This is a genomic window from Pseudomonas sp. H1h, assembly GCF_000633255.1.
Lineage (GTDB): Bacteria > Pseudomonadota > Gammaproteobacteria > Pseudomonadales > Pseudomonadaceae > Aquipseudomonas.
Genome location: NZ_AYMJ01000011.1, coordinates 121,307 through 146,154 on the forward strand (window position 1 = coordinate 121,307; position 24,848 = coordinate 146,154).

Sequence of the window (24,848 nt, forward strand, 5' to 3'; positions counted from 1 at the left end):
CTGCGGTGTCATGACCGACGCCTTCGCGAGCACGCTCGCTCCCACAGGTCTTGCATCGTACTTGTGGGAGCGGGCTTGCTCGCGAAAGGATCGACGTGGTGCCGGATCAGCCCTCAGGCTTGAGAATCAACACCGCCAACGGCGGCAGATTCAACTCCAGCGACAGAGACTGCCCGTGGCTCGCCACCTCGTCGGTGAACGCGCCACCGCCATTGCCGTAATTGGACCCGGCATAGGTGTCGGCATCGCTGTTGAGCAGCTCGGTCCAGCGCCCGGCAAACGGTACGCCCACGCGATAGGACTGACGCGGCACCGGGGTGAAGTTGGCCACCACCAGCACCGGTTTGCCGTCCTTGCTCCAGCGCAGCCACGCATACACGCTGTTGATCGCATCATCGCCGATCAGCCACTGGAAGCCCTGCGGCGCATCGTCCTGATCGTGCAGCGCCGGTTCGTCGCGGTACAAGCGGTTGAGGTCACCAACCAGTTTCTGCACGCCTTTGTGCTCGGAATACTGCAGCAGATACCAATCGAGTTGCTGATCGTGATTCCACTCACGCCACTGGCCGAACTCACAGCCCATGAACAACAGCTTTTTACCCGGGTGGGTCCACATGAAGCTCAGATAGGCGCGCAGGTTGGCGAACTTCTGCCAGCGATCGCCGGGCATCTTGTCGATCAGCGAGTGCTTGCCGTGCACCACTTCGTCGTGGGAAATCGGCAGGATGAAGCGCTCGGACCAGGCGTAGACCAGACCAAAGCTCAGTTCGTTGTGATGATGCGCGCGGTACACCGGGTCCTGTTGGATGTAGTGCAGCGAGTCGTGCATCCAGCCCATGTTCCATTTGTAGGCAAAACCTAGGCCGCCCTGCTGGGTGCTCTGACTGACGCCTGGCCATGCGGTGGATTCTTCGGCGATCACCAGCGCACCCGGGGCTTCCAGCTCGACCACGTCATTCAAGTGCCGGAGGAAATCGATGGCTTCCAGATTTTCCCGTCCGCCATGGCGGTTCGGCACCCATTCGCCAGCCTTGCGCGAATAGTCGCGATAGAGCATCGAGGCCACCGCGTCGACCCGCAAGCCATCGACGTGAAAATGCTTCAACCAGTGCAGCGCCGAGGCCAGCATGTAACCGTGCACCTCGGTGCGTCCCAGGTTGTAGATCAACGTGTCCCAGTCCTGATGGAAGCCTTCCAGCGGGTTGCCGTATTCGTACAGCGCCGTGCCGTCGAACTGCGCCAGACCGTGGGTGTCGGTGGGAAAATGCGCCGGCACCCAGTCGAGAATCACGCCGATACCGGCCTGGTGACAGGCGTTGACGAAATCGCCGAACTGCTCCGGTGTGCCGTATCGCGCGCTCGGGGCGAATTGCGAGAGCAACTGATAGCCCCACGAACCGCCGAACGGGTGCTCCATGATCGGCATCAGTTCGATATGGGTGAAGCCCAGTTCCTTGACGTAAGGAATCAACCGCTCGGCCAGCTCCGGCCAAGTGTATTGGCGGGCGACTTCGCCCAGATCGTCCAGTTCGCACTGCCACGATCCGGCGTGCAGCTCGTAGATCGACAGTGGCTGCGAATGCTGTTGCCGCTGGCGACGGCCGCTCATCCACTCCTGATCCTGCCAGTTGATCTGCAGCGGCGCGGCGACTTTCGACGCGGTGTCCGGTGGCAGGCTGGTGGCCAGCGCCATCGGGTCGGCCTTCAGCGGCAGAATGCCGTGGGCGCCGAGAATTTCGTACTTGTACAACTCGCCCGCTTGCAGGCGCGGAATGAACAGCTCCCAGACCCCGGACGGATGCCGCAGGCGCATCGGATGCCGGCGCCCGTCCCACACGTTGAAATCGCCCACCACCGACACGCGCCGGGCGTTCGGCGCCCAGACGGCAAAGCGCACGCCCTCCACGCCCTCGACGGTGGTCAGTTGCGCACCGAGGCAACTGCTCAGGTCGCGGTGATTGCCTTCAGCAAACAGATATAAATCCATTTCACCGAGCAACTGGCCAAAGCTGTAGGGATCTTCCGCTACCTGCTCGCCCCCGGCCCAGCGCGTGCGCAGCCGATACGGCCGGGCCTGCGCAAAGTGTCCGACAAACAGCCCCGGTGTTTCGGTGGCCGTCAGTTCGCCGCGCTCTTCGCCGCTGTCCCTGTCCAATACTTCAACTTTCAACGCACCGGGCAGATAAGCCCGGATGAATTGCCCGCCGGCACCATCGCCGTGGGGGCCAAGAATGGAAAACGGGTCGTGGTGTTCGGCGCGCACCAAGGCATCGATGTCCTGCGCCGCCGGTAATAACACTTCTTTAGCGTGACCCTGTTCCTTGTTCGAGAAACTCATGACTACTCTCCACCAAGATCGGAAAAGGGTTTAAGCCCCGTCAATAACCCATACAAACCGTGCAACGGCACGGGCAGCCACGTGGGGCGATTTTCGGCTTCATAGGCCACTTCATAGGCCGCCTTCTCCAGGCCGAACAGCGCAAGCGCAGCGTCGGCACCTGCAGGATCCTGCCAGGCATGATCAAGACTAGCTGCCGCCCGGCGATATGCCTGCACAAATGCCTCGCGGGCCTCGCGCAAGTAGCGCTCGGCGACGCGATGACGCGCCGCTTCGGATTCAGGACTGTGATCGACGTTGTGTACGTTGATGGTCATTGCTGCGGCGTAATCGAACGAGCGCAGCACTCCGCTGACATCCTTGTACGGGCTATGTTTGCCACGACGCTCGTGCAGCGGCCGTGCCGGCTCACCCTCGAAATCGATCAGGTAGGCATCGCCCTTGATCACCAGCACCTGGCCCAGATGCAGATCGCCGTGGACGCGAATGCGCAACCCGCCGACCGCTTGTTTCGCCAGATCCTGCACGTGCGTGAGGATGGTTTTCTTTTCGTCGATCAGATGTTTGACCCGTTTCTGATCCGCCGCGCCCAACTGGCCCTGATGCTGTTTGAGCAGCTTCAACGCATGCTCCACTTGCGCCGCAACGTCCTTGCCGATGGTTTGTGCATCCTTGGCACTGGTGGTCTGCGGGGCGAAATCCGGGTTGTCGCTCGGCGCCGCCAGCACCTGGTGCATCTCGCCCAGACGCTGGCCGAGCATGGCGGCGAAGTCCTTCAACTCACCCAGGGCGTTGTAATGCTGCTCCTGCTCGGACATGGCGTCGGCCAGTTCATCGCGCAGCGCCCGCTCAAGGTTGTTCTGAGTCCATTCCCAGGCATCGCCCTGATTGCTCAGATAGCCTTGGGCAATCATCAGCAGATTGTCTTCGCCGTTGGCATCACGGCGGATCACCGAACCCAGCAGCGGCGAGATATTCTCGAAACCGGCCTCGGTCAGGCAGGCACTCATTTCCAGTTCCGGGTGCACCCCGGAGGCGACCTTGCGGATCAGTTTCAACACCAGACTGTTGCCGATCACCACCGAACTGTTCGATTGTTCAGCCGACAGATAACGCACTTCCGACTCGGCGCCGAGGCCAAGTTTTGCAAGCTGTGCAGTCGGGGCGAAACGAATCTCGCCCTCTTCGCAATTGAGCACCGTGTTGTTCTGCATGCCTTGCAGCACCGCGCGAATGAACGCTTCGAGGCTGAACGCATCGGTGATCAGCCCGACCTGACGTCCGCGCCGTACCCGCGACAACGCCAGCTGCTGGGGCAGCGCCGGGCCGACCTGATCCTCCGCGATGAAACCAAACGGCAATTGATAGCGGCTGGTCTGCCCGCCGCTGGTCACTTCAATCTCGCTCAGCAGCACTGGATGCTGCGCATCGCCAAAGCGTACGCCGTAGGCCAGATGCACCTGCTCGATGGCCGCATCCTTACCGGCAAACCAGCGGCGGTTCTGCAACCAGCTCGGCAAGATGCCCTGCTCCAGGGTGTTGCGGGTTGGCGCTTCGAGCAGCTCTTCCATGCGTTTTTTCAGCACCAGCGTAGTGAAGTCCGGCAGGCTCTGCGCCGGCTCCACATGCCAGCTCGGCATCTGGTTTTCCGTGGCCAGGGCGAACCAGTAGAAGCCGTACGGCGCCAGGGTCAGGAGGAAATTCAACTGGCCGATTGGTGGGAAGGCGTTACCGCCGAGCATCTCCACCGGGACCATGCCGACGTAGGCCGACAGATCCAGCTCCGCCGCTTGCGCGCTGCGCGACACGTTGGCCACGCAGAGGATGATTTCATGCTTGCCGTCGGCGTCGGTGAATTCTCGGGTGTAGGCCAGAATCCGCCGGTTGCTCGGCGACAGCATCTTCAACGTGCCGCGCCCGAAGGCCTTGGACTGCTTGCGCACGGCGAGCATGCGTCGCGTCCAGTTGAGCAGCGAATGCGGGTCGCCAGCCTGGGTTTCGACGTTCACCGACAGGTAGCCGTACTGCGGGTCCATGATCGGCGGCAGCACCAGGCTTGCCGGGTCGGCGCGGGAGAAACCACCGTTGCGGTCGATCGACCATTGCATCGGGGTACGCACGCCGTCGCGGTCGCCTAGATAGATGTTGTCGCCCATGCCGATTTCATCGCCGTAATACAAGGTCGGCGTGCCCGGCATCGACAACAGCAGGCTATTGAGCAATTCGACGCGGCGGCGATCACGCTCCATCAACGGCGCCAGACGCCGGCGAATGCCAAGGTTGATTCGCGCGCGACGGTCAGCAGCGTAGTAATTCCACAGGTAATCGCGCTCCTTGTCGGTGACCATCTCCAGCGTCAGCTCATCGTGGTTACGCAGGAAGATTGCCCACTGGCAGTTGGCGGGAATTTCCGGGGTCTGGCGCAAAATGTCGGTGATCGGAAAGCGATCTTCCTGGGCCAGCGCCATGTACATGCGCGGCATCAGCGGGAAGTGAAACGCCATGTGACATTCGTCGCCATTGACGCCCGCCGCATCGGTGTCGCCGAAGTACAACTGGGTGTCTTCCGGCCATTGATTGGCCTCGGCCAGCAGCATGCGGTCGGGGTAATTGGCGTCAATCTCGGCGCGAATCTGCTTGAGGACGTCGTGGGTCTCCGGCAGGTTTTCGTTGTTGGTGCCGTCGCGTTCGATCAGGTACGGAATGGCGTCGAGACGCAAACCGTCGATGCCCATGTCCAGCCAGTAGCGCATCACCGACAACACCGCTTTCATCACCTGCGGGTTGTCAAAGTTCAGGTCCGGTTGGTGCGAATAGAAGCGATGCCAGAAGTACTGACCGGCAACCGGGTCCCAGGTCCAGTTGGACTTTTCGGTGTCGAGGAAGATGATCCGCGTGCCGTCGTATTTTTGATCGTCATCCGACCACACGTAAAAGTCCCGCGCCGCAGAACCTGGTTTGGCCTTGCGCGCGCGCTGGAACCACGGATGCTGGTCGGAGGTGTGGTTGATGACCAGCTCGGTGATCACCCGCAAACCGCGTTTGTGCGCCTCGGCGATAAAACGCTTGGCGTCGGCCATGGTCCCGTAGTCGCTGTGTACGCCACGGTATTCGGCGATATCGTAACCGTCGTCGCGTCGTGGCGAAGGGTAGAACGGCAGCAGCCAGATGGTGTTGACGCCGAGTTCGGCGATGTAATCGAGTTTGGCGATCAGGCCGGGAAAGTCGCCGATCCCGTCATTGTTGGAGTCGAAAAACGATTTGACGTGTACTTGATAGATCACCGCGTCCTTGTACCAGAGCGGGTCTTTGATGAAGGTGGCTGCTTTGGGTTTCTTCGCCATGTGAAACTCCTGTTCAATTCTAGAAAAACCGTGAGCCGATCACCTGACTCAAACACGACGAGCAACCTGTAGGAGTGAGCCTGCTCGCGATTGCGGTTTGATATTCAACAAAATAGTTACCTGCAAGATTGCTATCGCGAGCAGGCTCACTCCTACAATGGGTCGGTGCTCAGGTGGTAATCCGCCAGATCCCGAACGGCTGATACGCCGGATCAATGCGCATGAACTGGTATTTGCCATGCCAGTCCCAGCGATGCCCGTTCATCAAGTCCTCACCGTGAGTCGTGGCGTCGTCCGGCAACCCCATCTCCCACAACGGCAGCTCGAAATTGGCCTCCTGCACGTGGTGCGGATCGAGGCTCACCGCCACCAGAATGAAGTTGCTGCCATCGAAGCTACGCTTGCCGAAATACAGAATGTTGTCGTTCCAGGCGTTGTAGACCTTCAAGCCCAGGTGCGTGTGCAGCGCCGGGTTTTGCCGGCGGATGCGATTGAGCTGGGCAATTTCGGCAATGATGTTGCCCGGCGCGTTGAAGTCGCGGACACGGATCTCGTATTTCTCCGAATCGAAGTATTCCTCCTTGCCCGGCACGGGGGCCGACTCGCACAGTTCATACCCCGAATACATGCCCCACAGGCCCGAGCCCATGGTCGCCAGCGCCGCGCGGATGAGAAACCCCGGGCGTCCGGACTCATGCAGGAACGCCGGGTTGATGTCCGGCGTATTGACGAAGAAATTCGGCCGGTAGCACTCGCGCCACGGCGATTGATTGAGTTCGGTGAAATAGCTCGCCAGCTCGGCCTTGGTGTTGCGCCAGGTGAAATAGGTGTAGCTCTGGGTGTAACCGACCTTGCCGAGGCGCGCCATCATCGCCGGTGTGGTGAAGGCTTCGGCGAGGAAGATCACCTCTGGGTGCAGCGCCCGCACATCAGCTATCAACCACTGCCAGAACGGCAGCGGTTTGGTGTGCGGGTTGTCGACGCGGAAGATCTTCACGCCCTCATGAACCCAGCCGACCACGATGTCGCGCAACTCGACCCACAGGCTGGGGATCGCCTCTGGCGCATAGAAGTCGACGTTGACGATGTCCTGATATTTCTTCGGCGGGTTCTCCGCGTATTTGATCGTGCCGTCCGGCCGCCAGTTGAACCAGCCTGGATGTTGCTTGAGCCACGGGTGATCCTGGGAACACTGGATGGCGAAATCGAGAGCGATCTCCAGGCCGTGCCCGGCGGCAGCGGCCACCAGCCGGCGGAAGTCTTCGCGGCTGCCGAGTTGCGAGTGAATTGCCTCGTGGCCACCCTCCTCGCTGCCAATCGCATAAGGGCTGCCCGGATCATCTGGCCCGGCGGTCAGGGAGTTATTGCGGCCCTTGCGGTGCGCGCGGCCGATAGGGTGGATCGGGGTGAAATAGAGCACGTCGAAGCCCATGTCCTGAATCATCGGCAAGCGCGCGTGTACATCATTAAAGGTGCCGTGACGGTTGGGATCGTCGGTGATCGAGCGGGGAAAAAGCTCATACCAACTGGCGAACTCGGCCAGTTCACGCTCAACGTCCATCGGGAATTCGGCGCTCAGGCTCAGATAGGCGCGGTGATCGGCCTGCGCCATCAGTTGCGCACTGCGCGGGTGCAGAAACAGCGCCACCTGCTCGGTTTCGAGCAGGCCGGACAATTCGTGGTGCAGTGCCGCGAGTTGTTCGCTGAGCGGCCCTTCGCTGCGTTCGGCGGCCTGTTGCACCATGCTTCGGCCTTCCTGCAACTCCAGTGAGACCGGGACGGCGGCGTGGTGTTTTTTCTCCAGTTCGTACTGAAAACTGGCGAAGTGGTCGATCCATGCCTCGACACAAAACACAAAGCGCCCTTGATGCTCGGGACGAAAGCGCCCTTCCCAGCTGTTGTTGCCCAGGTCGGTCATGACCTCGCTCTGCCAAGTCTCTGTGCCTTCTTCGTGCCAACGGATACGCACCGCGAGCTTGTCGTGCCCGTCGGCAAACACTTTGCTGGTGACGACGACGTCACGCCCGGCAATCGACTTGACGGCAAACTGCCCGCCATCGAGGGTCGGCATGGTGTTTTCGATCACTATGCGCGGCAGCAGCAGCGCCTGCGACAGCGGCATGTGCGGGTTGTAGCTCAGCTCTGAAGGTTTTTCAGCAGTCATCGAGCATCTCTCCTTAACGCCCCAAGGACGCTCTTGTGCCGGATCAGTATTCACGACGAGGCACCGACCCGACTTGAACTCACTTAGGTTCCGAGCGACCGGCGCGGGGAAAAGTTCACAGGGATTTGCCTGGACAAAAAAGCGGATCGAAATCGCCACGAGGTGGTCAATCCACTTAAGCACTTCTCACGCCATGTGCCACACGGAGGTCTATAGATGAACATCCCGATTCCGGCCGAAACACCTGATCCGAACATCGACAAACCCACCCTGCCCGAGACCGAACCACAACCGATTCCGGAGCAGGAACCACCCGGCACCACGCCACCGGCCAAGGAAGAACCGCCGACAACAATGCCGCCGGTGATCGTCTGAGTTCTTTGGATTGCTCCCACACCCTGCGTGGGAGCAATCGGGTCAGAGGTGATCATTCTTCTGCGGGTCTTTTTCAAAGAGTTTCACGATGTGCGGCATCACGCTGAAGATCACCAGCGCCAGAAAGGTGCTGAGCAGCGCCGTCGCCTCTTTGCCCAGGCCGGCAGCCACGCCAATGGCGGCCGTCATCCACAGCCCGGCGGCGGTGGTCAGCCCTTTGACATGGCCTTCATCACCTTCGTGATTCTTCAGGATAGTCCCGGCACCAAGAAAACCGATCCCGGCTATCACGCCCTGCAACACCCTGCTCATGGCGTCGGATTCGGCCCCGGACGTCTGCGGCACCAGCACAAACAGCGCCGCCCCGAGTGCCACCAGCATGTGCGTACGCACACCGGCAGCCTTGCCCTTGTGTTCACGCTCAAACCCGAGAATTCCGCCGAGCACGGCCGCCATCAGCAGGCGCACGGTTATCCGTGTCAGTTGCGAGGCGTCGCCAATGTCGGCGAACTCCGCTTGCAGGGTTTCCCACACTTCATGCCACCACGCGTTCATCCGGCAGTCCTTGTAAAGGGTCGATAGAGGATGGACAGCGGCGACCATTAATCAGTTGCGCAGAACGATCAGCGACGCCTGCGCCCTAACCTTTCAGACACCCCTGAAAAAAGGACTGCCCCCATGCCCCTTCGAGTCGATGAAAGCAATCCCGAGCAAAAAGTGTGTTTTTTCACTGTCGAGAATGGCGAGGAAATTCGCATTTGCGACACCCTGGAGGTCAGGACCGATAGCGAGAAAGCCATGTCGTTCGTTGAAATAGAAGGTCGGCGCATTTACATCACCGAAGCAGAAGCCGACGCATTGACCGTCGCAGGCGCCAAGGACGGTCGCAAGCACCTGAAGGCTGACGAGAGTGATTCGGTGATTTGACTGACCCTGATCAACACCCGGTGCAAACGTCTGCGATAGGCGTTTGCGCCTTTGTCGGCGGGCTGCTTCAAGTTGTCGCAGGCACGTTTGAAAAGCGCATCTGATCCGCTTTTTATTCAAATATCTGAGTCTGTTATGCAAACAGATCGACGCTCATAGTTCATTCGCCTGATGGAGGCTGATGAGCGAATGACCATGAGCGAACAAATCCCCGTCCGAACCGTAGAAGCAACGCCAACCATAAAAAGTGTGCCTGGTCGCCCAATGAAGGCGAAGGCCGGCTCCACCGACAATCACATCCACACCCGCAGTTTCACCGGCCTGTTCCGCACCCTGCGGATGAGCGGCGCGGGGTTTCTGTTTTTGCTGTTCTTCGGCACCGTGTGGCTCAACTGGGGCGGCCGTCAGGCGGTGTTGTGGGACCTTGCCGAAAGCAAGTTCCACATCTTCGGCGCGACTTTTTGGCCACAGGATTTCATTCTGCTCTCGGCACTGCTGATCATTGCCGCGTTCGGTCTGTTCGCCATCACCGTGTTCGCCGGCCGGGTCTGGTGCGGCTATACCTGCCCGCAGAGTTCCTGGACGTGGATCTTCATGTGGTGCGAGAAAATCACCGAAGGCGAACGCAATCAGCGGATCAAACTGCAAGCGGCGCCGTGGGGCCTGAACAAACTGGCCCGGCGTGCGGCCAAGCACACCTTGTGGTTGGCAATCAGCGTGATGACCGGGCTGACCTTCGTCGGTTATTTCACGCCGATCCGCCCGCTGGCCGAAGAGCTGTTCACCCTGCAAATCGGCGGGGTCAGCCTGTTCTGGGTACTGTTTTTCACCGCCGCCACCTACATCAATGCCGGCTGGCTGCGCGAAGCCGTGTGCATGCACATGTGCCCGTATGCGCGGTTCCAGAGCGTGATGTTCGACAAAGACACTCTGGCGATTTCCTATGACGTGGCCCGGGGCGAAAACCGTGGCCCGCGCAAACGCGACGTAAAGCCGGCCGAAGCCGGCCTGGGCGATTGCATCGACTGCCAGTTGTGCGTGCAGGTCTGCCCGACCGGCATTGATATTCGCGACGGCCTGCAGATGGAATGCATCGGTTGCGCAGCGTGCATCGACGCCTGCGACTCGATCATGGACAAAATGAACTACCCGCGCGGCCTGATCCGCTACAGTTCCGAACGCGAATTGCAGGGTGGCAAGACCCATCTGCTGCGACCACGACTGGTGGGTTACGTCGTCGTGCTGGTGGCGATGATCGGTGCACTCGCGCTGGCCTTGGTCGAACGGCCGATGGTCTCGCTGGACGTGACCAAGGACCGTGGGCTGTTCCGCGAGAACGGTCAGGGCCAGATCGAGAACATCTACACCCTCAAGGTGATCAACAAGACCCAACAGCGTCAGGACTACAACCTGAGCCTGGTCGATGGCGACGGCTTCCAGTTGCAGGGCAAGACCGAACTGAGCCTGGCACCGGGGGAGATTGTCGATGTGCCGGTGTCGGTGGCAATGACCACGGAACGCCCGGCCAGCAGCTCGCAGACCTTGAGTTTCAAGATTGCCGACAGCGACGAACCTGCGATTTATAGCGTAGCGAAAAGCAGGTTTGTGGCGCCGATGAATCGCTGATCCCTTAGACTGCGGCGCGGCCATTCGCGAGCAGGCTCGCTCCCACAGGTGAGCATATTCCAATGTGGGAGCGAGCCTGCTCGCGAATGAAGGCGACGCGGTCTTCCAGAATGAACCCAACCCGGACCCATGATGAAACGCTACGAAAAATTCGCCGACGACATCGCTGAACTGATCCGCTCTGGCGTCCTCGGCCCCGGGCAACGGGTGCCATCGGTGCGCTATGCCAGCCAGACTTACGGGGTCAGTCCGTCCACGGTGTTCCAGGCCTATTACCTGCTGGAACGTCGCGGTCTGATCCGCGCCCGGCCGCGCTCCGGCTACTTCGTCAACACCCATGCACCGAGCCCGTTTTCGGAGCCGGTGATCAGCAGCCACGTCAACGACTCCACTGAAGTCGACGTCAGCGAACTGGTGTTCTCGGTGCTGGAATCGATCAAGGACCCAAGCACCGTGCCCTTCGGCTCGGCGTTCCCCAGCCCGACCCTGTTCCCGCTGCAGCGCCTGTCGCGCTCACTGGCCAGTGCGGCGCGGGAGATGGACCCGCGCATGGTGGTCACCGACATGTCGCCGGGCAACCCGCAACTGCGTCGGCAAATCGCCCTGCGCTACATGGTCGGCGGGCTGATGCTGCCGATGGAAGAGCTGCTGATCACCAACGGTGCCCTTGAAGCGCTGAACCTGTGCCTGCAAGCGGTGACCGAGCCGGGTGATCTGGTGGCCATCGAAGCCCCGGCGTTCTACGCCAGCCTGCAAGTGCTGGAGCGTTTGAAACTCAAGGCCGTGGAAATCCCCGTGCACCCGCGTGACGGCATCGACCTCGGCGTCCTCGCGCAGACCCTGGAACGCCATCCGATCAAGGCCTGCTGGTGCATGACCAGTTTCCAGAACCCGATGGGCGCAACCATGCCCGAGGCGAAGAAACAGGAATTGGTCGAACTGCTGCGCCGGCATCAGGTGCCGCTGATCGAAGACGATGTCTACGCCGAACTCTATTACGGCCAGCAAGCACCGAAACCGGCCAAAGCCTTCGACACCGAAGGGCTGGTGATGCACTGCGGCTCGTTTGCCAAGAGCCTGGCCCCCGGCTACCGCATTGGCTGGGTTGCCGCAGGGCGCTACGCGCAGAAAATCGAACGACTGAAACTGATGACCTCGCTGTGCGCCTCGATGCCAGCGCAAGCGGCGATCGCCGACTACCTGCAACACGGCGGCTACGATCGCCACCTGCGCAAATTGCGCTACGCCCTGGAAGAACAGCAAAGCGCGATGCTCGCAGCGATCGCCCGTTACTTCCCGGCGCAGACGCGCGTCAGCCAGCCGGCGGGCGGCTACTTTTTGTGGCTGGAATTGCCACCGCAGATGGATTCGCTGAAGTTGTTTCAAATGGCATTGGCGCAGGGGATCAGCATTGCCCCGGGGCCGATTTTCTCGCCGACCCAGCGCTTCAGGAACTGCATTCGCTTGAATTACGGCAGCCCGTGGACCGAGGACTCGGAAAAGGCGATGGAGACGTTGGGGCGGATCGTGCGGTCGTTCTGACCGTTCGATGTTCCCACTAATGACGCCTTCGCGAGCAAGCCCGCTCCCACAGTAGACCGCATTCCATCTGGAGAAACTCGGTGGACTGTGGGAGCGGGCTTGCTCGCGAAGAGGCCGGATCAGGCAATACAACTACCGAAGATCAACGACCACCTCCCAGATCAACAAACGTCCCCGTCGCATAAGAAGCCTTGTCCGACAACAACCAGACAATCGCCTCCGCCACCTCATCCGGCCGCCCGCCACGGGCCATCGGAATCGCCGACTCCAATTTGCTGACCCGATCCGGATCGCCGCTCAAAGCGTGGAAATCGGTGTAGATGTAGCCCGGACGCACCGCGTTGACCCGAATCCCCTCGCCCGCCACTTCCTTGGACAGACCGATGGTGAAGCTGTCGAGCGCGCCTTTGGACGCCGCGTAATCGACATACTCATTCGGTGAGCCCAGGCGTGACGCCACCGACGACACGTTGACGATGCTGCCGCCCTGCCCGCCGTGCTTGGGCGACATGCGCAGGATCGCGTGCTTGGCACAGAGGATCGGCGCCAGGACATTGGTTTTCATGATTTTGAGAATGCGGAATTCGGACATTTCATCGACCCGCGATTTGTGCCCGACGGTGCCGGCGTTGTTCACCAGCGCGGTGACCCGCCCCAACTCGGTGTCGACCCGGTGAAACAGTGCGATCACTTCGTCTTCGATGCTGACATCGGCGCGCACCGCAATGGCGTGCGCCCCCAGCGCCCGCACTTGCTCCAGCACGCTTTGCGCGGCCTGCTCGTCTTGCTGGTAGTTGATGCAAATCCGATAGCCTTGCTCGGCAGCCAACAACGCCGTAGCCGCGCCGATTCCGCGCCCGCCACCGGTGATCACAATGACTTTATCCATGCTGGCCCTTCCCCCAAATGCACACGTAACAGTCGGGGGGAAGAATAACCGCCATTGGATGGTTTTGCATGGTGTCTGATCATTGCCACATCGATATCAGAGCACCGCCTGCTGCGCACTGACGATGCTCTGCATGAAGCGATCCGCCGGCATCGGATGCCCCAGCAGATAGCCCTGCAACGAATCACAGCCCAGTTTCGTGAGGAAATCCTGCTGCACACCGGTCTCCACGCCTTCGGCGACGATCCGCAAACCCAGCGCCTGACCCAACGCGACAATCGCCGAGACAATCGCCGCGTCATCACTGTCATGCTCAAGATCGCGGACAAAACCGCGGTCGATCTTCAACTCGTTGGCCGGCAAGCGTTTGAGGTACATCAAACTCGAATAGCCGGTGCCGAAATCGTCGATCGACAGATCAACGCCCATGTCCGACAACTCCTGCAACACCGTCATGCTCGCATCGGCGTCGCTCATGGCCGTGGTCTCGGTGATTTCCAGGGTCAGGCTGTTGGCCGGCAAATGGTGCGTCGCCAGCGCCTTCGCCACGCTCTGCACCAGTCCCGCGTGGCAAAACTGCAACGCCGAGAGGTTCACCGCGATACGCCAATCGGTGTAACCGAGCACGTACCATTCGCGCATCTGCCGGCAGGCCTCGTTGAGCACCCACTCACCGATGGCGATGATCACGCCGGTCTTCTCTGCCAGATCGATGAACTTGTCCGGCAGCAACATGCCTTGGATCGGGTGCTGCCAGCGCAGCAACGCTTCGGCGCCGACCGGACGGCCATTGGCGGCATCGAACTTGGGCTGGTAATGCAGGCTGAACTGATTGTGCTCCAGCGCGGCGCGAAGATCCTGCAACAGTTGCAGTTGCTTGCGGGCGTTGTTGTTCATCGAGGCGTCGAAGAAACTGTAGCCGTTTTTGCCGCCACCCTTGGCGTGATACATCGCCGCGTCGGCATTCATCAACAGTTCCTGGGCGTTGTGACCATTGCCCGGGTACAGGGCGATGCCGACGCTGGCGGAAATCTGCAGGTCATGGTCGGCCACGCAGAACGACCGGGCGATCAAGCCGACCTGGCGGGCCGCCAGGCTCAGGGCATCGTTGGGCTCGGTCAGGCGCACCAGCAGGACGAACTCATCGCCACCGATCCGCGCCAGCGTGTCCTGACTGCGCAAGTCTTCGCGCAGACGCACCCCGACTTCGCGCAGCAACTGGTCACCCATGTGGTGGCCAAACGCATCGTTGACCGGTTTGAAACCATCCAGATCGATGAACATCAACGCAAAACACCCGCCCTGCTCCTCGACCTTTTTCATCGCCTGATTGATCCGGTCGTCCAGCAGCATGCGGTTCGGCAGGCCGGTCAGGGTGTCGTGCAGCGCCAGTTGCGTCAGCTCGCGGTTGGCCAGGGTCAGCGAATGCGCCAGATCGGCAGTGCGCGCTTCGAGGCGAGCATCGAGAATCGAGGTCAGCAAGGCAATCGACAGCACCGCCAGCGTGGTGATCAGTACCAGACTGTCGAGGCCGTTGCCCTTGAGCCCGTTGAGCGTCGCGCCACAAAAACTGCCATCGGGAAACTGCGCGGCGGCCATGCCGGTGTAATGCATGCCGACAATCGCAATGCCCATGATCACCGCCGCGCCGCCACGGATCAGGCGCACATAAGGCGAGTGCTGGCGCAGGCGAAAGGCGATCCATAACGCCGCCGCCGAAGCACCGACCGCGATCAGCAATGAGGCGCCGAACAGCGTCGGGTCGTAATCGATCCCCGGGGTCATGCGCAGCGCTGCCATGCCGGTGTAATGCATGGCACTGATCCCGGCGCCCATGATCAACGCACCGAAAGCCAGTTGCAGAACCGGCAGTTTCGGCTGGCTGACCAGCCACAAGGCAAACCCGCAGGACAGCACTGCAATCAGCAGCGACAGTGCAGTAATCGTGATGTCGTAGCCCAGGTCGATCGGCAGCTTGAACGCGAGCATGCCGATGAAATGCATCGACCACACGCCGACGCCCATCGCCAGCGCGCCGCCCGCCGTCCAGAAATGCACCGCGCGCCCACGGGCGGTGGCGATGCGCCCGGTCAGATCGAGCGCTGTATACGACGCCAGAATCGCCACGCACAGCGAAATGAAAACCAGAGTGAAGGAATAATTACCGATGAGCATGGGAATTCTCGCAACCACCCGCGCCGTACTGCGTCCATTCTCGGCCGGGCAAATGCGGCGATTGTACTGATTGCGCAGAAGAACGCACTGACAAAGTAAGCATTTTGCCATCAACCCGATGAAACGCTTGTTTGATCGTTCTGCAAGGCTCTGGCCCGGGCCTTGTCCCGACGATTTGTGCAATCTGCAAGATCAATGTGGGAGCCAGCCTGTTCGCGAAAAAGCCGTCAGGTTCAACGCAGATGTCGACTGAACTGACGCCTTCGCGAGCAGGTTCGCTCCCACAGATATTGCGTTACCGCAGATCAGCGATTGTCGCTGACGTCGAGTTGTCCATCCCAGCCACCGCCCAGCGCGGCAATCAATTGCACGCTGGCAATCAAGCGGCTCTGCAGAATATTGAGCACCGTGCGTTCGTTGTTCAGCGCAGTGGCTTGTACCACCACTACATCGATGTAGGCGATCAATCCGGCCTTGTACTGGTTCTGGGTCAGGCGCAACGAATCGCGCGCGGCATCCAGCGCTTCCTGACGCACCGCCGCTTCGTCTTCATACACCTTCAATTGCACCAGATAGTTTTCCACCTCGCGGAAGCCGTCGAGCACAGTCTGGCGGTACTTGGCGACAGTCTGGTCATACACCGCTTCGGTGCGATCGACTTCGGCCGAGCGAATACCTCCGTCGAAGATCGGCAAGTCCAGTTTCGGACCGACCGACCAGAAGCGGTTGGGCAGGCTGAACAGGTCTTTCGAGGTACTGCTGCTGTAGCCGCCGCTCATGCTCAGGGTCAGGTCCGGGTAGTACGCAGCCTTCGCCACGCCAATATTGGCGTTGGCGGCGATCACCGAGCGCTCGGCCGAGGCGATGTCCGGACGCCGCTCCAGCAGTTGCGACGGCAAGCTCAGGGGAATCTGCGGCAGGTTCGGAATGTTCTGCGTCTCAGCGATGCTGAACTCGGCCGGCGCCTGCCCGGTCAGTACCGCGATAGCGTTTTCGAACTGCGCGCGCTGCCAGATCAGATCGACCAGATCGCCTTGAGTACTTTTCAACTGGGTCTGCGCCTGGGCCACCGCATCACGCCCGGAGATCCCGGCGCGGTACTGGTTCTGGGTCATTTGCAGCGATTTCTCGTACGCCGCCACCGTCGATTCAAGCAAGCGCTTCTGTTGATCGATGACGCGCAACTGCAGGTAGTTCTGCACCAGGTCCGATTGCTGGCTCAGACGCATCGCCGCCAGATCGGCAAAGCTTGCCTGGGCGCTGGCTTCGTTGGCTTCAAGCCCACGGCGCAGCTTGCCCCAGACGTCCGCTTCCCAACTGACGCCCAATTGCGCGTTATAGGTGTCGCGAATCCCGCTGGAGGAGCTGCTCAGGCTGGAACTGCTGCTGCCGGTGCCCTGGCTGGAGCGGGTCTTGCCCACACTCAGGTCGACATTCGGGTAGAACGCCCCGCGGGCACTGCGCACCAGGGCCTGGGCCTGGCGGTACTGGGCTTCGGACTGGGCGACGGTCTGGTTGGCGTTGTTGAGCCTCGCGACCAGAGCGTTGAGTTGCTGATCACCATACAGCTCCCACCAGGCGCCGCGGGCCAGTGAGTCACTGGGGTTGGCCTGACGCCAGCCCTTGGCTTCCTTGTATTGCGCGACGTCAGCGGTCTGCGGACGCTGATAGTCCGGGCCGACAGCGCAGGCACTGAGCATCGCCACGCACAGCGACAGGCTCAACAAACGCGAGCCCCGGACAGTGGCCAGATTGATAAGCGAACGGTCAGTCATAGCGGAGTTTCCAGTGCGGCGTCAGTACGCACGCCACGCCACTTGTTGAAGCGGTGGCGCAGCTTGTCGAGATAGAGGTAAACCACCGGAGTGGTGTAAAGGGTCAACACCTGGCTGAAGATCAGCCCGCCGATGATAGTCAGGCCCAGCGGCTGACGCATTTCCGCGCCCTCGGCGCGACTGAGCAGCAACGGCAAGGCGCCGAGGATCGCCGCCAGGGTGGTCATCAGAATCGGTCGCAGCCGTTGCAGACAGGCGCTGCGGATCGACTCCAGTGGCGACAGGCCCTGATGACGCTCCAGTTGCAGCGCCAGGTCGATCATCAGGATCGCGTTTTTCTTCACCACCCCGATCAACAGGAACAACCCGAGCAACGAGATCAGGCTGAACTCGCCGCCCAGTGCATAGATCGACAGCAACGCGCCGACCCCGGCCGATGGCAACGTCGACAGAATCGTCAGCGGGTGAATGTAGCTTTCATACAGCACCCCAAGCACCAGATACACCGCCAGCAGCGCACCGAGGATCATGAACGGCTGGCTCTTCTGGGTCGCGGCAAAGGCGTCGGCGGTACCGGCCATTTTCGCGATCACGTCTTCCGGCAAACCAACCTTGGCAATCGCCCGCTCGATCGCCGCGCTGCCCTGCTCCACCGTCACCCCTTCGGCCATGTCGAAGGCAATGCTTTCGGAGGCGAACTGGCCTTCGTGGCTGACCCGGTCGTCTTCCAGGCTGTTTTCGTAGTGGGCGATGGTCGACAACGGAATCCGTGCACCGTCAGCGGTAATCACGTGCACCTGGTTGAGGGTCACCGGATCCTGCGCGTACTTCGGATTGACCTCCATCACCACCTGATACTGGTTGAGGCTGTCGTAGATGGTCGAGATCTGCCGCTGACTGTAGGCGTTGTTCAGCACTGCCGTGACCATGTTCATGTCGACCCCGAGGCGCTTGGCCTGATCGCGGTCGACAATCAGCGTCACCTGCTGCGCACCGCGCCCTTCACGGGCATCGATGGCCGTCAGCTCAGGCAGTGCGCGCAATGCAGCGACGACTTTCGGGTACCACTCGCGCAACGCCCCCAGATCACCGCTTTGCAGGATGTAGCTGTATTGCGAGGTGGTCTGCTCGCGACCACCGCCGAACTGCAGGTCCTGGTCTGCCATCAGCATCAGTTGAGCACCGGGAACCTTGGGCATTTCCTTGCGCAGACGCTCGATGACCTTCTGTGCCGAGAGGTTGCGTTCCTTGATCGGTTTCAGGCGTACCAGCATGAAGGCATTGTTGGTGCCGTTGGTGCCACCGATGAACCCGGCTACGCTCTCGACCGCTTCGTCCTTGAGCACGGCGCGGCGGAAGGTTTCCATTTTCGGCTGCATCACGCTGAACGACAGGCCGTCGTCGCCGCGCACGAAACCGATCAACTGGCCGGTGTCCTGCTGCGGCATGAATGTCTTGGGCACCACCACGTACAGCGCGACGTTGACCCCGACCGTGATGATCAGGCTGAGCAAGGTGAGACGTCGATGGCGCAACACCCAGTCGAGGCTGGTGGCGTACTTGCCGACCATCCAGTCATTGGTCTTGCGACTCCAGCGTTGCAGGCGGTTTTCCTGCCCGGGCGTGTGCGGCTTGAGCCAGCGTGCGCAGAGCATCGGCGTCAGGGTCAGCGAGACCACCAGCGACACCACGATCGCCGCCGCCAGGGTGATGGAGAATTCGCGGAACAGGCTCTCGACAATCCCGCCCATGAACAGAATCGAGAGGAACACCGCCACCAGCGACACGTTCATCGACAGCAGGGTGAAACCGACTTCCTTGGCCCCGAGATACGCAGCCTTCATCGGTTTGATGCCGTCGTCGATGTGCCGGGAGATGTTCTCCAGCACCACAATGGCATCGTCCACCACCAGTCCGGTGGCCAGGATCAGCGCCATCAGCGACAGGTTGTTCAGCGAAAAGCCATACAGGTACATCACCGCGAAGGTGCCGACCAGCGACACCGGCACCGCCAGCGTCGGAATCAGCGAAGCACGGAAGTTACCGAGAAACAGGAACACCACCAGAATCACCAGCGCCACGGCGATCAGCAGAGTCATTTCCGCTTCGTGCAGGGTGGCCTTGATCACCGGCGAACGGTCCATCGCCAGATTCAGCTTCACGCTGGCCGGCAGCACCGCTTGCAGGGCTGGCAACTGCGCCTTGATCTCGTTGACCGTCTCGATGATGTTGGCGCCGGCCTGGCGGTTGATCACCAGCAGCACCGCCGCGTCATCGTTGAAGAAGCCGCTGTTGTAACGGTCCTCGACGCCGTCGCTGACCTTGGCCACGTCTTTCAGACGCAGGGCCGCGCCGTTGTTGTAGTGGATGATCAGCGATTCGTAATCCTTGGCCTTCTCCAACTGGTCGTTGGCCTGGATCTGCCACAGGCGCTCGCCGTCTTCGACCGAGCCTTTGGGCCGGCGCACATTGGCCCCGGCGATGGTCTTGCGTACATCGTCGAGGGCTACGCCGTACTGATTCAGCGCCTGCGGTTCGAGTTCGATACGTACCGCCGGCAGCGAACTGCCACCGATCTGCACTTCACCCACGCCCTGCACCTGAGACAGGCTCTGGGACAGAATGGTCGAAGCCAGATCATAGAGCTGGCCTTTTTCCAGCACATCCGAAGTCAGCGACAGCACCATGATCGGCGCCTGCGACGGGTTGACCTTCTTGTAGGTCGGCATGCTGCGCATCCCGCTCGGCAACAGGTTGCGCGAAGCGTTGATCGCCGCCTGCACCTCGCGCGCGGCGCCGTTGATGTCGCGGTCGAGGTCGAATTGCAGAATGACCCGGGTCGAACCCTGGCTGGAGCGGCTGCTCATGGTGTTGACGCCGGCAATCGCACCGAACGAGCGTTCCAGCGGCGTGGCCACCGTGGACGCCATTACCTCGGGACTGGCGCCGGGCAGACTGGCCTGAACCACGATCACCGGGAAATCCATTTGTGGCAGCGGTGACACCGGCAACAGACCGAAGCTGACGCCACCCAGGAGCATGATCGCCAGGCTCAGAAGCATCGTCGCGACCGGGCGCTTGATGAAAGGACCGGAGAGGTTCATTGACCGCAATCCCCAGCATCACACCGACCCAATGTGGGAGCGGGCTTGCTCGCGAATGCAATGTGACATTCAACATTGATAGCGACTGATCCAGCGCGTTCGCGAGCAAGTCCGCTCCCACAAGGGGTATGGGTCCAGACAGTCATACCGCCACCTCATCAGGGTCGGCATTGGTCTTGCCAAAACGCCGGCCCAGGCGGTCGAAATACAGGTAGATCACCGGTGTGGTGAACAGGGTCAGCACCTGGCTCACCAGCAAACCGCCGACCATCACCAGACCCAGTGGCTGTCGCAACTCAGCCCCGGAACCGGTGGCGAGCATCAACGGCACCGCGCCGAACAGCGCGGCCAGAGTAGTCATCAGGATCGGCCGGAAGCGCAGCAGCGCCGCCTGATAGATCGCCTGTTCCGGCGCCATGCCCTGGGTGCGTTCGGCGTCGAGGGCGAAGTCGATCATCATGATCGCGTTCTTCTTGACGATACCGATCAGCAGGATGATGCCGATGATCGCGATCATGCCCAGGTCATTACCGCTGAGCAGCAAGGCGAGCAAGGCGCCGACCGCCGCCGACGGCAAGGTCGACAGGATGGTGATCGGGTGAATGTAACTCTCGTAGAGCACGCCGAGCACGATGTACATGGTCACCACCGCCGCCAGAATCAGCAGCAAGGTGCTCGACAGCGAGGCCTGGAACGCTTCGGCTGCGCCCTGGAACTGGGTCTGCACGCCAATCGGCATGCCGATGTCCTTCTGCACCTGATCGATGATGTCCACCGCGTGCCCCAACGCCACACCGGGTGCGAGGTTGAACGACATCATCACCGCCGGGAACTGGCCGATGTGGGTGATCGCCAGTTGCGCCTGACGCTCCTCGACGTGGGCCAGACTCGACAGACGCACCTGTGCGCCGTCAGTGGTCTTGACATGAATCTGGTCCAGCGCCGCCGGCCCGATCGTCTCCCCGGCCTGCGCCTGCAGCACCACACGGTACTGGCTGGCCTGGGTGTAAATGGTCGAGATCTGCCGCTGACCGAAGGCGTCGTACAGCGCGTCGGTGATGTTCTGCACCGAAACGCCGAGGCGCGAGGCCGCATCGCGATCGATCACCAGATAGACCTGCAGGCCCTTGTCCTGCAAGTCGCTGGCGACGTCGGTCAGTTCCGCACGCTGGGCCAACGCCTCGACCAGACGCCCGCTCCACTGGCTGAGCAGTTCGGCATCCGGTGACGACATGCTGAACTGGTACTGGGTACGGCTGACTCGGTCTTCGATGGTCAGGTCCTGCACCGGCTGCATGAACAGGCGGATGCCGACCAGTTTGTCCAGTTGTGGCTGCAGACGCGCGATCACCTGGGTAGCGCTCAGGTCACGCTGGCCGTGGGGCTTGAGATTGATCAGCAGGCGGCCGCTGTTGAGCGTGGCATTGTCGCCATCGACGCCGATGTAGGACGAAAGGCTCTCCACTGCCGGATCCTGCAGAATCACTTTGGCCAGCGCCTGCTGACGCTCGCCCATGGCGGCAAAGGAGATCGACTGCGGTGCCTCGGAAATGCCCTGGATCACCCCGGTGTCCTGCACGGGGAAGAAGCCCTTGGGCACCACCATGTACAGGAACACAGTCAGCGCCAGTGTGCCGATGGCCACCAGCAGGGTCAGCGGCTGGTGCTTGAGTACCCACTGCAGCTTGCGCCCGTAAGCGGCGATCATCCAGTCGATGAAGGCACCGCTGGCCCGGTAGAAACGACCCTGTTCGTGGGCTTCCGGCTCACGCTTGAGCAGTCGCGCGCACATCATCGGGGTCAATGTCAGCGAGACCACCAGGGAAATCAGGATCGCCACCGCCAGCGTGATGGCGAACTCGCGGAACAGCCGCCCGACCACGTCGGCCATGAACAGCAGCGGAATCAGTACCGCGATCAGCGACAGAGTCAGGGAAATCAGGGTGAAGCCGATCTGCTTGGCGCCCTTGAGCGCGGCCTGCATCGGGCTGTCGCCCTCTTCGATGAAGCGCGCGATGTTTTCCAGCATCACGATCGCATCATCGACCACGAAACCGGTGGCGATGGTCAGCGCCATCAGGGTCAGGTTGTTGACCGAGAACCCGGCCAGGTACATCACGCCAAAGGTACCGATCAGCGACAGCGGCACCGCCACGGACGGAATGATCGTGGCACTGGCGCGACGCAGGAACAGGAACGTCACCATCACCACCAGCGCGATGGCGATCAGCAGTTCGTGCTGCACGTCGGTGACCGAGGCGCGGATGGTCTGGGTACGGTCGGTGAGCACGGTGACGTCGAGGCCGGCCGGCAGGTTGTCAGTGATGCTCGGCAACAGCGCCTTGATCCGGTCGACCACTTCAATCACGTTGGCGCCTGGCTGCCGCTGGATGTTCAGCAGCACCGCCTGATTTTCGTTGGCCCAGGCGGCCAGACGCTCGTTTTCGGCGCCGTCGACGATTTGCGCCACATCCTTGAGCCGCAACGGCGCGCCGTTCTTGTAGGCGAGGATCAGGTTGGCGTAGTCCTTGGGCGAGGTCAGCTGGTCGTTGGCATCGAGCATCGAGACCCGGGTCGGGCCGTCGAAGTTACCCTTGGGCTGATTGACGTTGGACGCGCCGATCAGGGTGCGCACGTCTTCCAGGTTCAGGCTGTTGGCCGCCAGCGCCTCAGGGTTGACCTTGATTCGCACCGCCTGACGCTGCCCGCCGGCAATGCTGACCATGCCGACGCCACTGATCTGGGCGATTTTCTGCGCCATGCGTGTGTCGACCAGGTCATTGAGTTTGGGCAGCAACATGGTTTTCGAGGTGATCGCCAGGGTCAGCACCGGGGTGTCCGCCGGGTTGACCTTGTTGTACACCGGCGGCGCCGGCAAGTCGGTCGGCAGCAGGTTGGTCGCGGCATTGATCGCGGCCTGCACCTGCTGTTCGGCGACGTCCATGTTGATGTCGAGGCTGAAACGCAGGGTCAGTACCGAAGCACCGCCGGAACTGGTCGAAGCCATTTGCGTCAAGCCCGGCATCTGCCCGAACTGGCGTTCGAGCGGTGCGGTCACGGCGCTGGTCATTACGTCCGGGCTGGCGCCGGGGTACAGGGTCATGACGCGGATGGTCGGGTAATCGACCTGCGGCAATGCCGATACCGGCAGCAGCCGATAGGCAATCAGGCCGGCCAGGACAATGGCCAGCATGCTCAGGGTGGTGGCTACCGGACGGAGGATGAACAGCCGCGAAATGTTCATGCGCCCTTCTTGGCCTTGTCAGTCGCAGCGGCGTCCGGCGCGTTGGCAGCGGGTTTGCCCTGCAGGTGCCCGGTCGGAGTGGTTGGCACGTCATTGCTGTCGTTGACCACTTCCACCTCACTGCCCTCCTTCAGGCGGTCGGTACCTTCGAGCACCACGCGGTCGCCCGCCGCGAGGCCTTCGGTAATCACGGTGTTATTGCCGTCACTCGCACCGATTTTCAGCTGGCGGATGGTGACCTTCTTGTCGCCGTCCAGCGCGTAGACGAAAGTGCCGTTGGTGCCGAACTGAATCGCCGCCGACGGCGCCAGCACGACACTTTTCAGCGTGTCAGCCAGCAGGTGGACGTTGACGAACTGGTTGGGAAACAGCGATTGATCGCGGTTGTCGTAACGGGCCTTGAATTTCAGGGTGCCGGTGGCAACGTCGATCTGGTTGTCGAGGCTTTGCAGCACGCCGCTGGCCTGGATTTTGGTATCGCCGCGATCCCATGCCTCGGCCGGCAGTTTGGCGCCGCTGTGGTAGCGGGCGAGCACGGTTTCGAGGCTGTTTTCCGGCAGGGTAAAGACCACGCTGATCGGTTGGGTCTGCGTGATCACCGCAAGGAACGTGGTGTCGTTGGCGGCGACCAGGTTGCCGACATCAAGCTGACGCAGGCCGACGCGACCGGCAATCGGTGCGCGGATCCTGGTGAATTCGAGATTGAGCTTGGCGTCGTTGACCGCCGCCTGATTGGTCTTGACCGTGCCCAGATACTGGCCGACCAGCGCTTCGGCGGTGTCCAGCGTCTGCTTGGCGATGCTGTCTTCCTTGTACAGGCCGCGATAACGCTCGACATCGACCTGAGCGTTTTTCAACTGTGCCTGATTCTGCAGCAAGGTGCCTTCGGCCTGCAGCAAGGCGTTCTGGTACGGACGTGGATCGATCTCTGCCAGCAGGTCGCCAGCCTTGACCATCTGCCCTTCCTCGAAATTGATCTTCACCAGTTCGCCGCCCACCCGGCTGCGCACGTTGATGGTGTTGAGCGCAGTCACCGTGCCCAGTGCCTTGTAATACAGCGGGAAGTCACCCGTGACTGCCGGGGCCACGCGCACCGGAATCGGCCCGGTGCCGCCACCGAAGCCTGGGCGCATCATCCCCGAACGTCCGGCATGGCCGTTCGCAGCCTTCTCACCGCCCTCCTTGTGGGCCGAACCGGCGGGCCAGAATTTCCAGCAGAGCACGGCGATGACCAACAGGACGAGCAGGCTGATCAGCCAGCGACGGGAGTTGCGAGGGGACGATTGCATGGAGTGATTAACCATTGGGCGCGTGGGCTTCTTTTACGGGAGGCTGAACGATAAGC

The 24,848-nt window shown here is 61.3% G+C and carries 14 protein-coding genes; 4 read left to right on the top strand and 10 right to left on the bottom strand.

All coding sequences use genetic code 11. The features are described from left to right. Nucleotides 1-106 precede the first annotated feature (106 nt). The 3 genes from glgB to U862_RS0108500 all read right to left on the bottom strand — a co-directional run bounded on the left by glgB (nucleotide 107) and on the right by U862_RS0108500 (nucleotide 7,846). Nucleotides 107-2,338, bottom strand: coding sequence for a 1,4-alpha-glucan branching protein GlgB (gene glgB / locus U862_RS0108490; protein WP_025110000.1), 2,232 nt, complete (start codon nucleotides 2,336-2,338; stop codon nucleotides 107-109). Nucleotides 2,339-2,340: 2 nt separating this feature from the next. Next, entirely contained in the window at nucleotides 2,341-5,682 is a 3,342-nt protein-coding gene (gene treS / locus U862_RS0108495) for a maltose alpha-D-glucosyltransferase (RefSeq protein ID WP_025110001.1), read from the bottom strand. 169 nt (nucleotides 5,683-5,851) lie between these two features. After that, nucleotides 5,852-7,846, bottom strand: coding sequence for an alpha-1,4-glucan--maltose-1-phosphate maltosyltransferase (locus U862_RS0108500; RefSeq protein WP_025110002.1), 1,995 nt, complete (start codon nucleotides 7,844-7,846; stop codon nucleotides 5,852-5,854). A 216-nt stretch (nucleotides 7,847-8,062) separates the two neighbouring features. Here U862_RS0108500 and U862_RS30850 point away from each other — a divergent pair, with 216 nt between their 5' ends. Next, complete coding sequence (locus tag U862_RS30850) at nucleotides 8,063-8,221, top strand: hypothetical protein (RefSeq protein ID WP_177327322.1); 159 nt, start codon at nucleotides 8,063-8,065, stop codon at nucleotides 8,219-8,221. A gap of 42 nt (nucleotides 8,222-8,263) precedes the next feature. Here U862_RS30850 and U862_RS0108510 read toward each other — a convergent pair whose 3' ends face one another. After that, nucleotides 8,264-8,776 carry an MgtC/SapB family protein gene (locus tag U862_RS0108510; RefSeq protein ID WP_025110003.1) on the bottom strand — a complete coding sequence of 171 codons (513 nt, stop codon included), beginning with the start codon at nucleotides 8,774-8,776 and terminating at the stop codon, nucleotides 8,264-8,266. 123 nt (nucleotides 8,777-8,899) lie between these two features. On the opposite strand from U862_RS0108510, the gene U862_RS0108515 reads away from it, so the two are divergent. From U862_RS0108515 to mapR, 3 genes are all read left to right on the top strand, one after another. Further along, a complete protein-coding gene (locus U862_RS0108515) occupies nucleotides 8,900-9,148 on the top strand; it encodes a DUF3203 family protein (protein WP_025110004.1) in 249 nt (82 codons plus the stop codon). Nucleotides 9,149-9,343: 195 nt separating this feature from the next. After that, nucleotides 9,344-10,774 carry a cytochrome c oxidase accessory protein CcoG gene (ccoG, locus tag U862_RS0108520; protein WP_025110005.1) on the top strand — a complete coding sequence of 477 codons (1,431 nt, stop codon included), beginning with the start codon at nucleotides 9,344-9,346 and terminating at the stop codon, nucleotides 10,772-10,774. A gap of 132 nt (nucleotides 10,775-10,906) precedes the next feature. Continuing rightward, nucleotides 10,907-12,316, top strand: a complete 1,410-nt coding sequence (gene mapR / locus U862_RS0108525; protein WP_008087199.1) for a GntR family transcriptional regulator MpaR — start codon at nucleotides 10,907-10,909, stop codon at nucleotides 12,314-12,316. 142 nt (nucleotides 12,317-12,458) lie between these two features. On the opposite strand, the gene U862_RS0108530 is transcribed toward mapR, so the two are convergent. The 6 genes from U862_RS0108530 to U862_RS0108555 form a co-directional block, all read right to left on the bottom strand. Continuing rightward, nucleotides 12,459-13,205 carry an SDR family oxidoreductase gene (locus U862_RS0108530; RefSeq protein ID WP_025110006.1) on the bottom strand — a complete coding sequence of 249 codons (747 nt, stop codon included), beginning with the start codon at nucleotides 13,203-13,205 and terminating at the stop codon, nucleotides 12,459-12,461. 96 nt (nucleotides 13,206-13,301) lie between these two features. Beyond that, on the bottom strand, nucleotides 13,302-15,380 hold the full coding sequence (locus U862_RS0108535; RefSeq protein WP_025110007.1) for a bifunctional diguanylate cyclase/phosphodiesterase: 2,079 nt from the start codon (nucleotides 15,378-15,380) through the stop codon (nucleotides 13,302-13,304). Between the two features lie 305 nt (nucleotides 15,381-15,685). Then, complete coding sequence (locus U862_RS0108540; protein ID WP_025110008.1) at nucleotides 15,686-17,155, bottom strand: efflux transporter outer membrane subunit; 1,470 nt, start codon at nucleotides 17,153-17,155, stop codon at nucleotides 15,686-15,688. After that, nucleotides 17,152-20,259 (bottom strand): efflux RND transporter permease subunit, encoded by a 3,108-nt coding sequence (locus U862_RS0108545; protein ID WP_025110009.1) that lies wholly within the window; start codon nucleotides 20,257-20,259, stop codon nucleotides 17,152-17,154. The genes U862_RS0108540 and U862_RS0108545 overlap by 4 nt, the downstream gene beginning before the upstream one ends. 142 nt (nucleotides 20,260-20,401) lie before the next feature. Continuing rightward, nucleotides 20,402-23,503 (bottom strand): MdtB/MuxB family multidrug efflux RND transporter permease subunit, encoded by a 3,102-nt coding sequence (locus U862_RS0108550; RefSeq protein ID WP_025110010.1) that lies wholly within the window; start codon nucleotides 23,501-23,503, stop codon nucleotides 20,402-20,404. Continuing rightward, nucleotides 23,500-24,807, bottom strand: a complete 1,308-nt coding sequence (locus U862_RS0108555; protein WP_025110011.1) for an MdtA/MuxA family multidrug efflux RND transporter periplasmic adaptor subunit — start codon at nucleotides 24,805-24,807, stop codon at nucleotides 23,500-23,502. The genes U862_RS0108550 and U862_RS0108555 overlap by 4 nt, the downstream gene beginning before the upstream one ends. Between the last annotated feature and the right edge of the window lie 41 nt (nucleotides 24,808-24,848).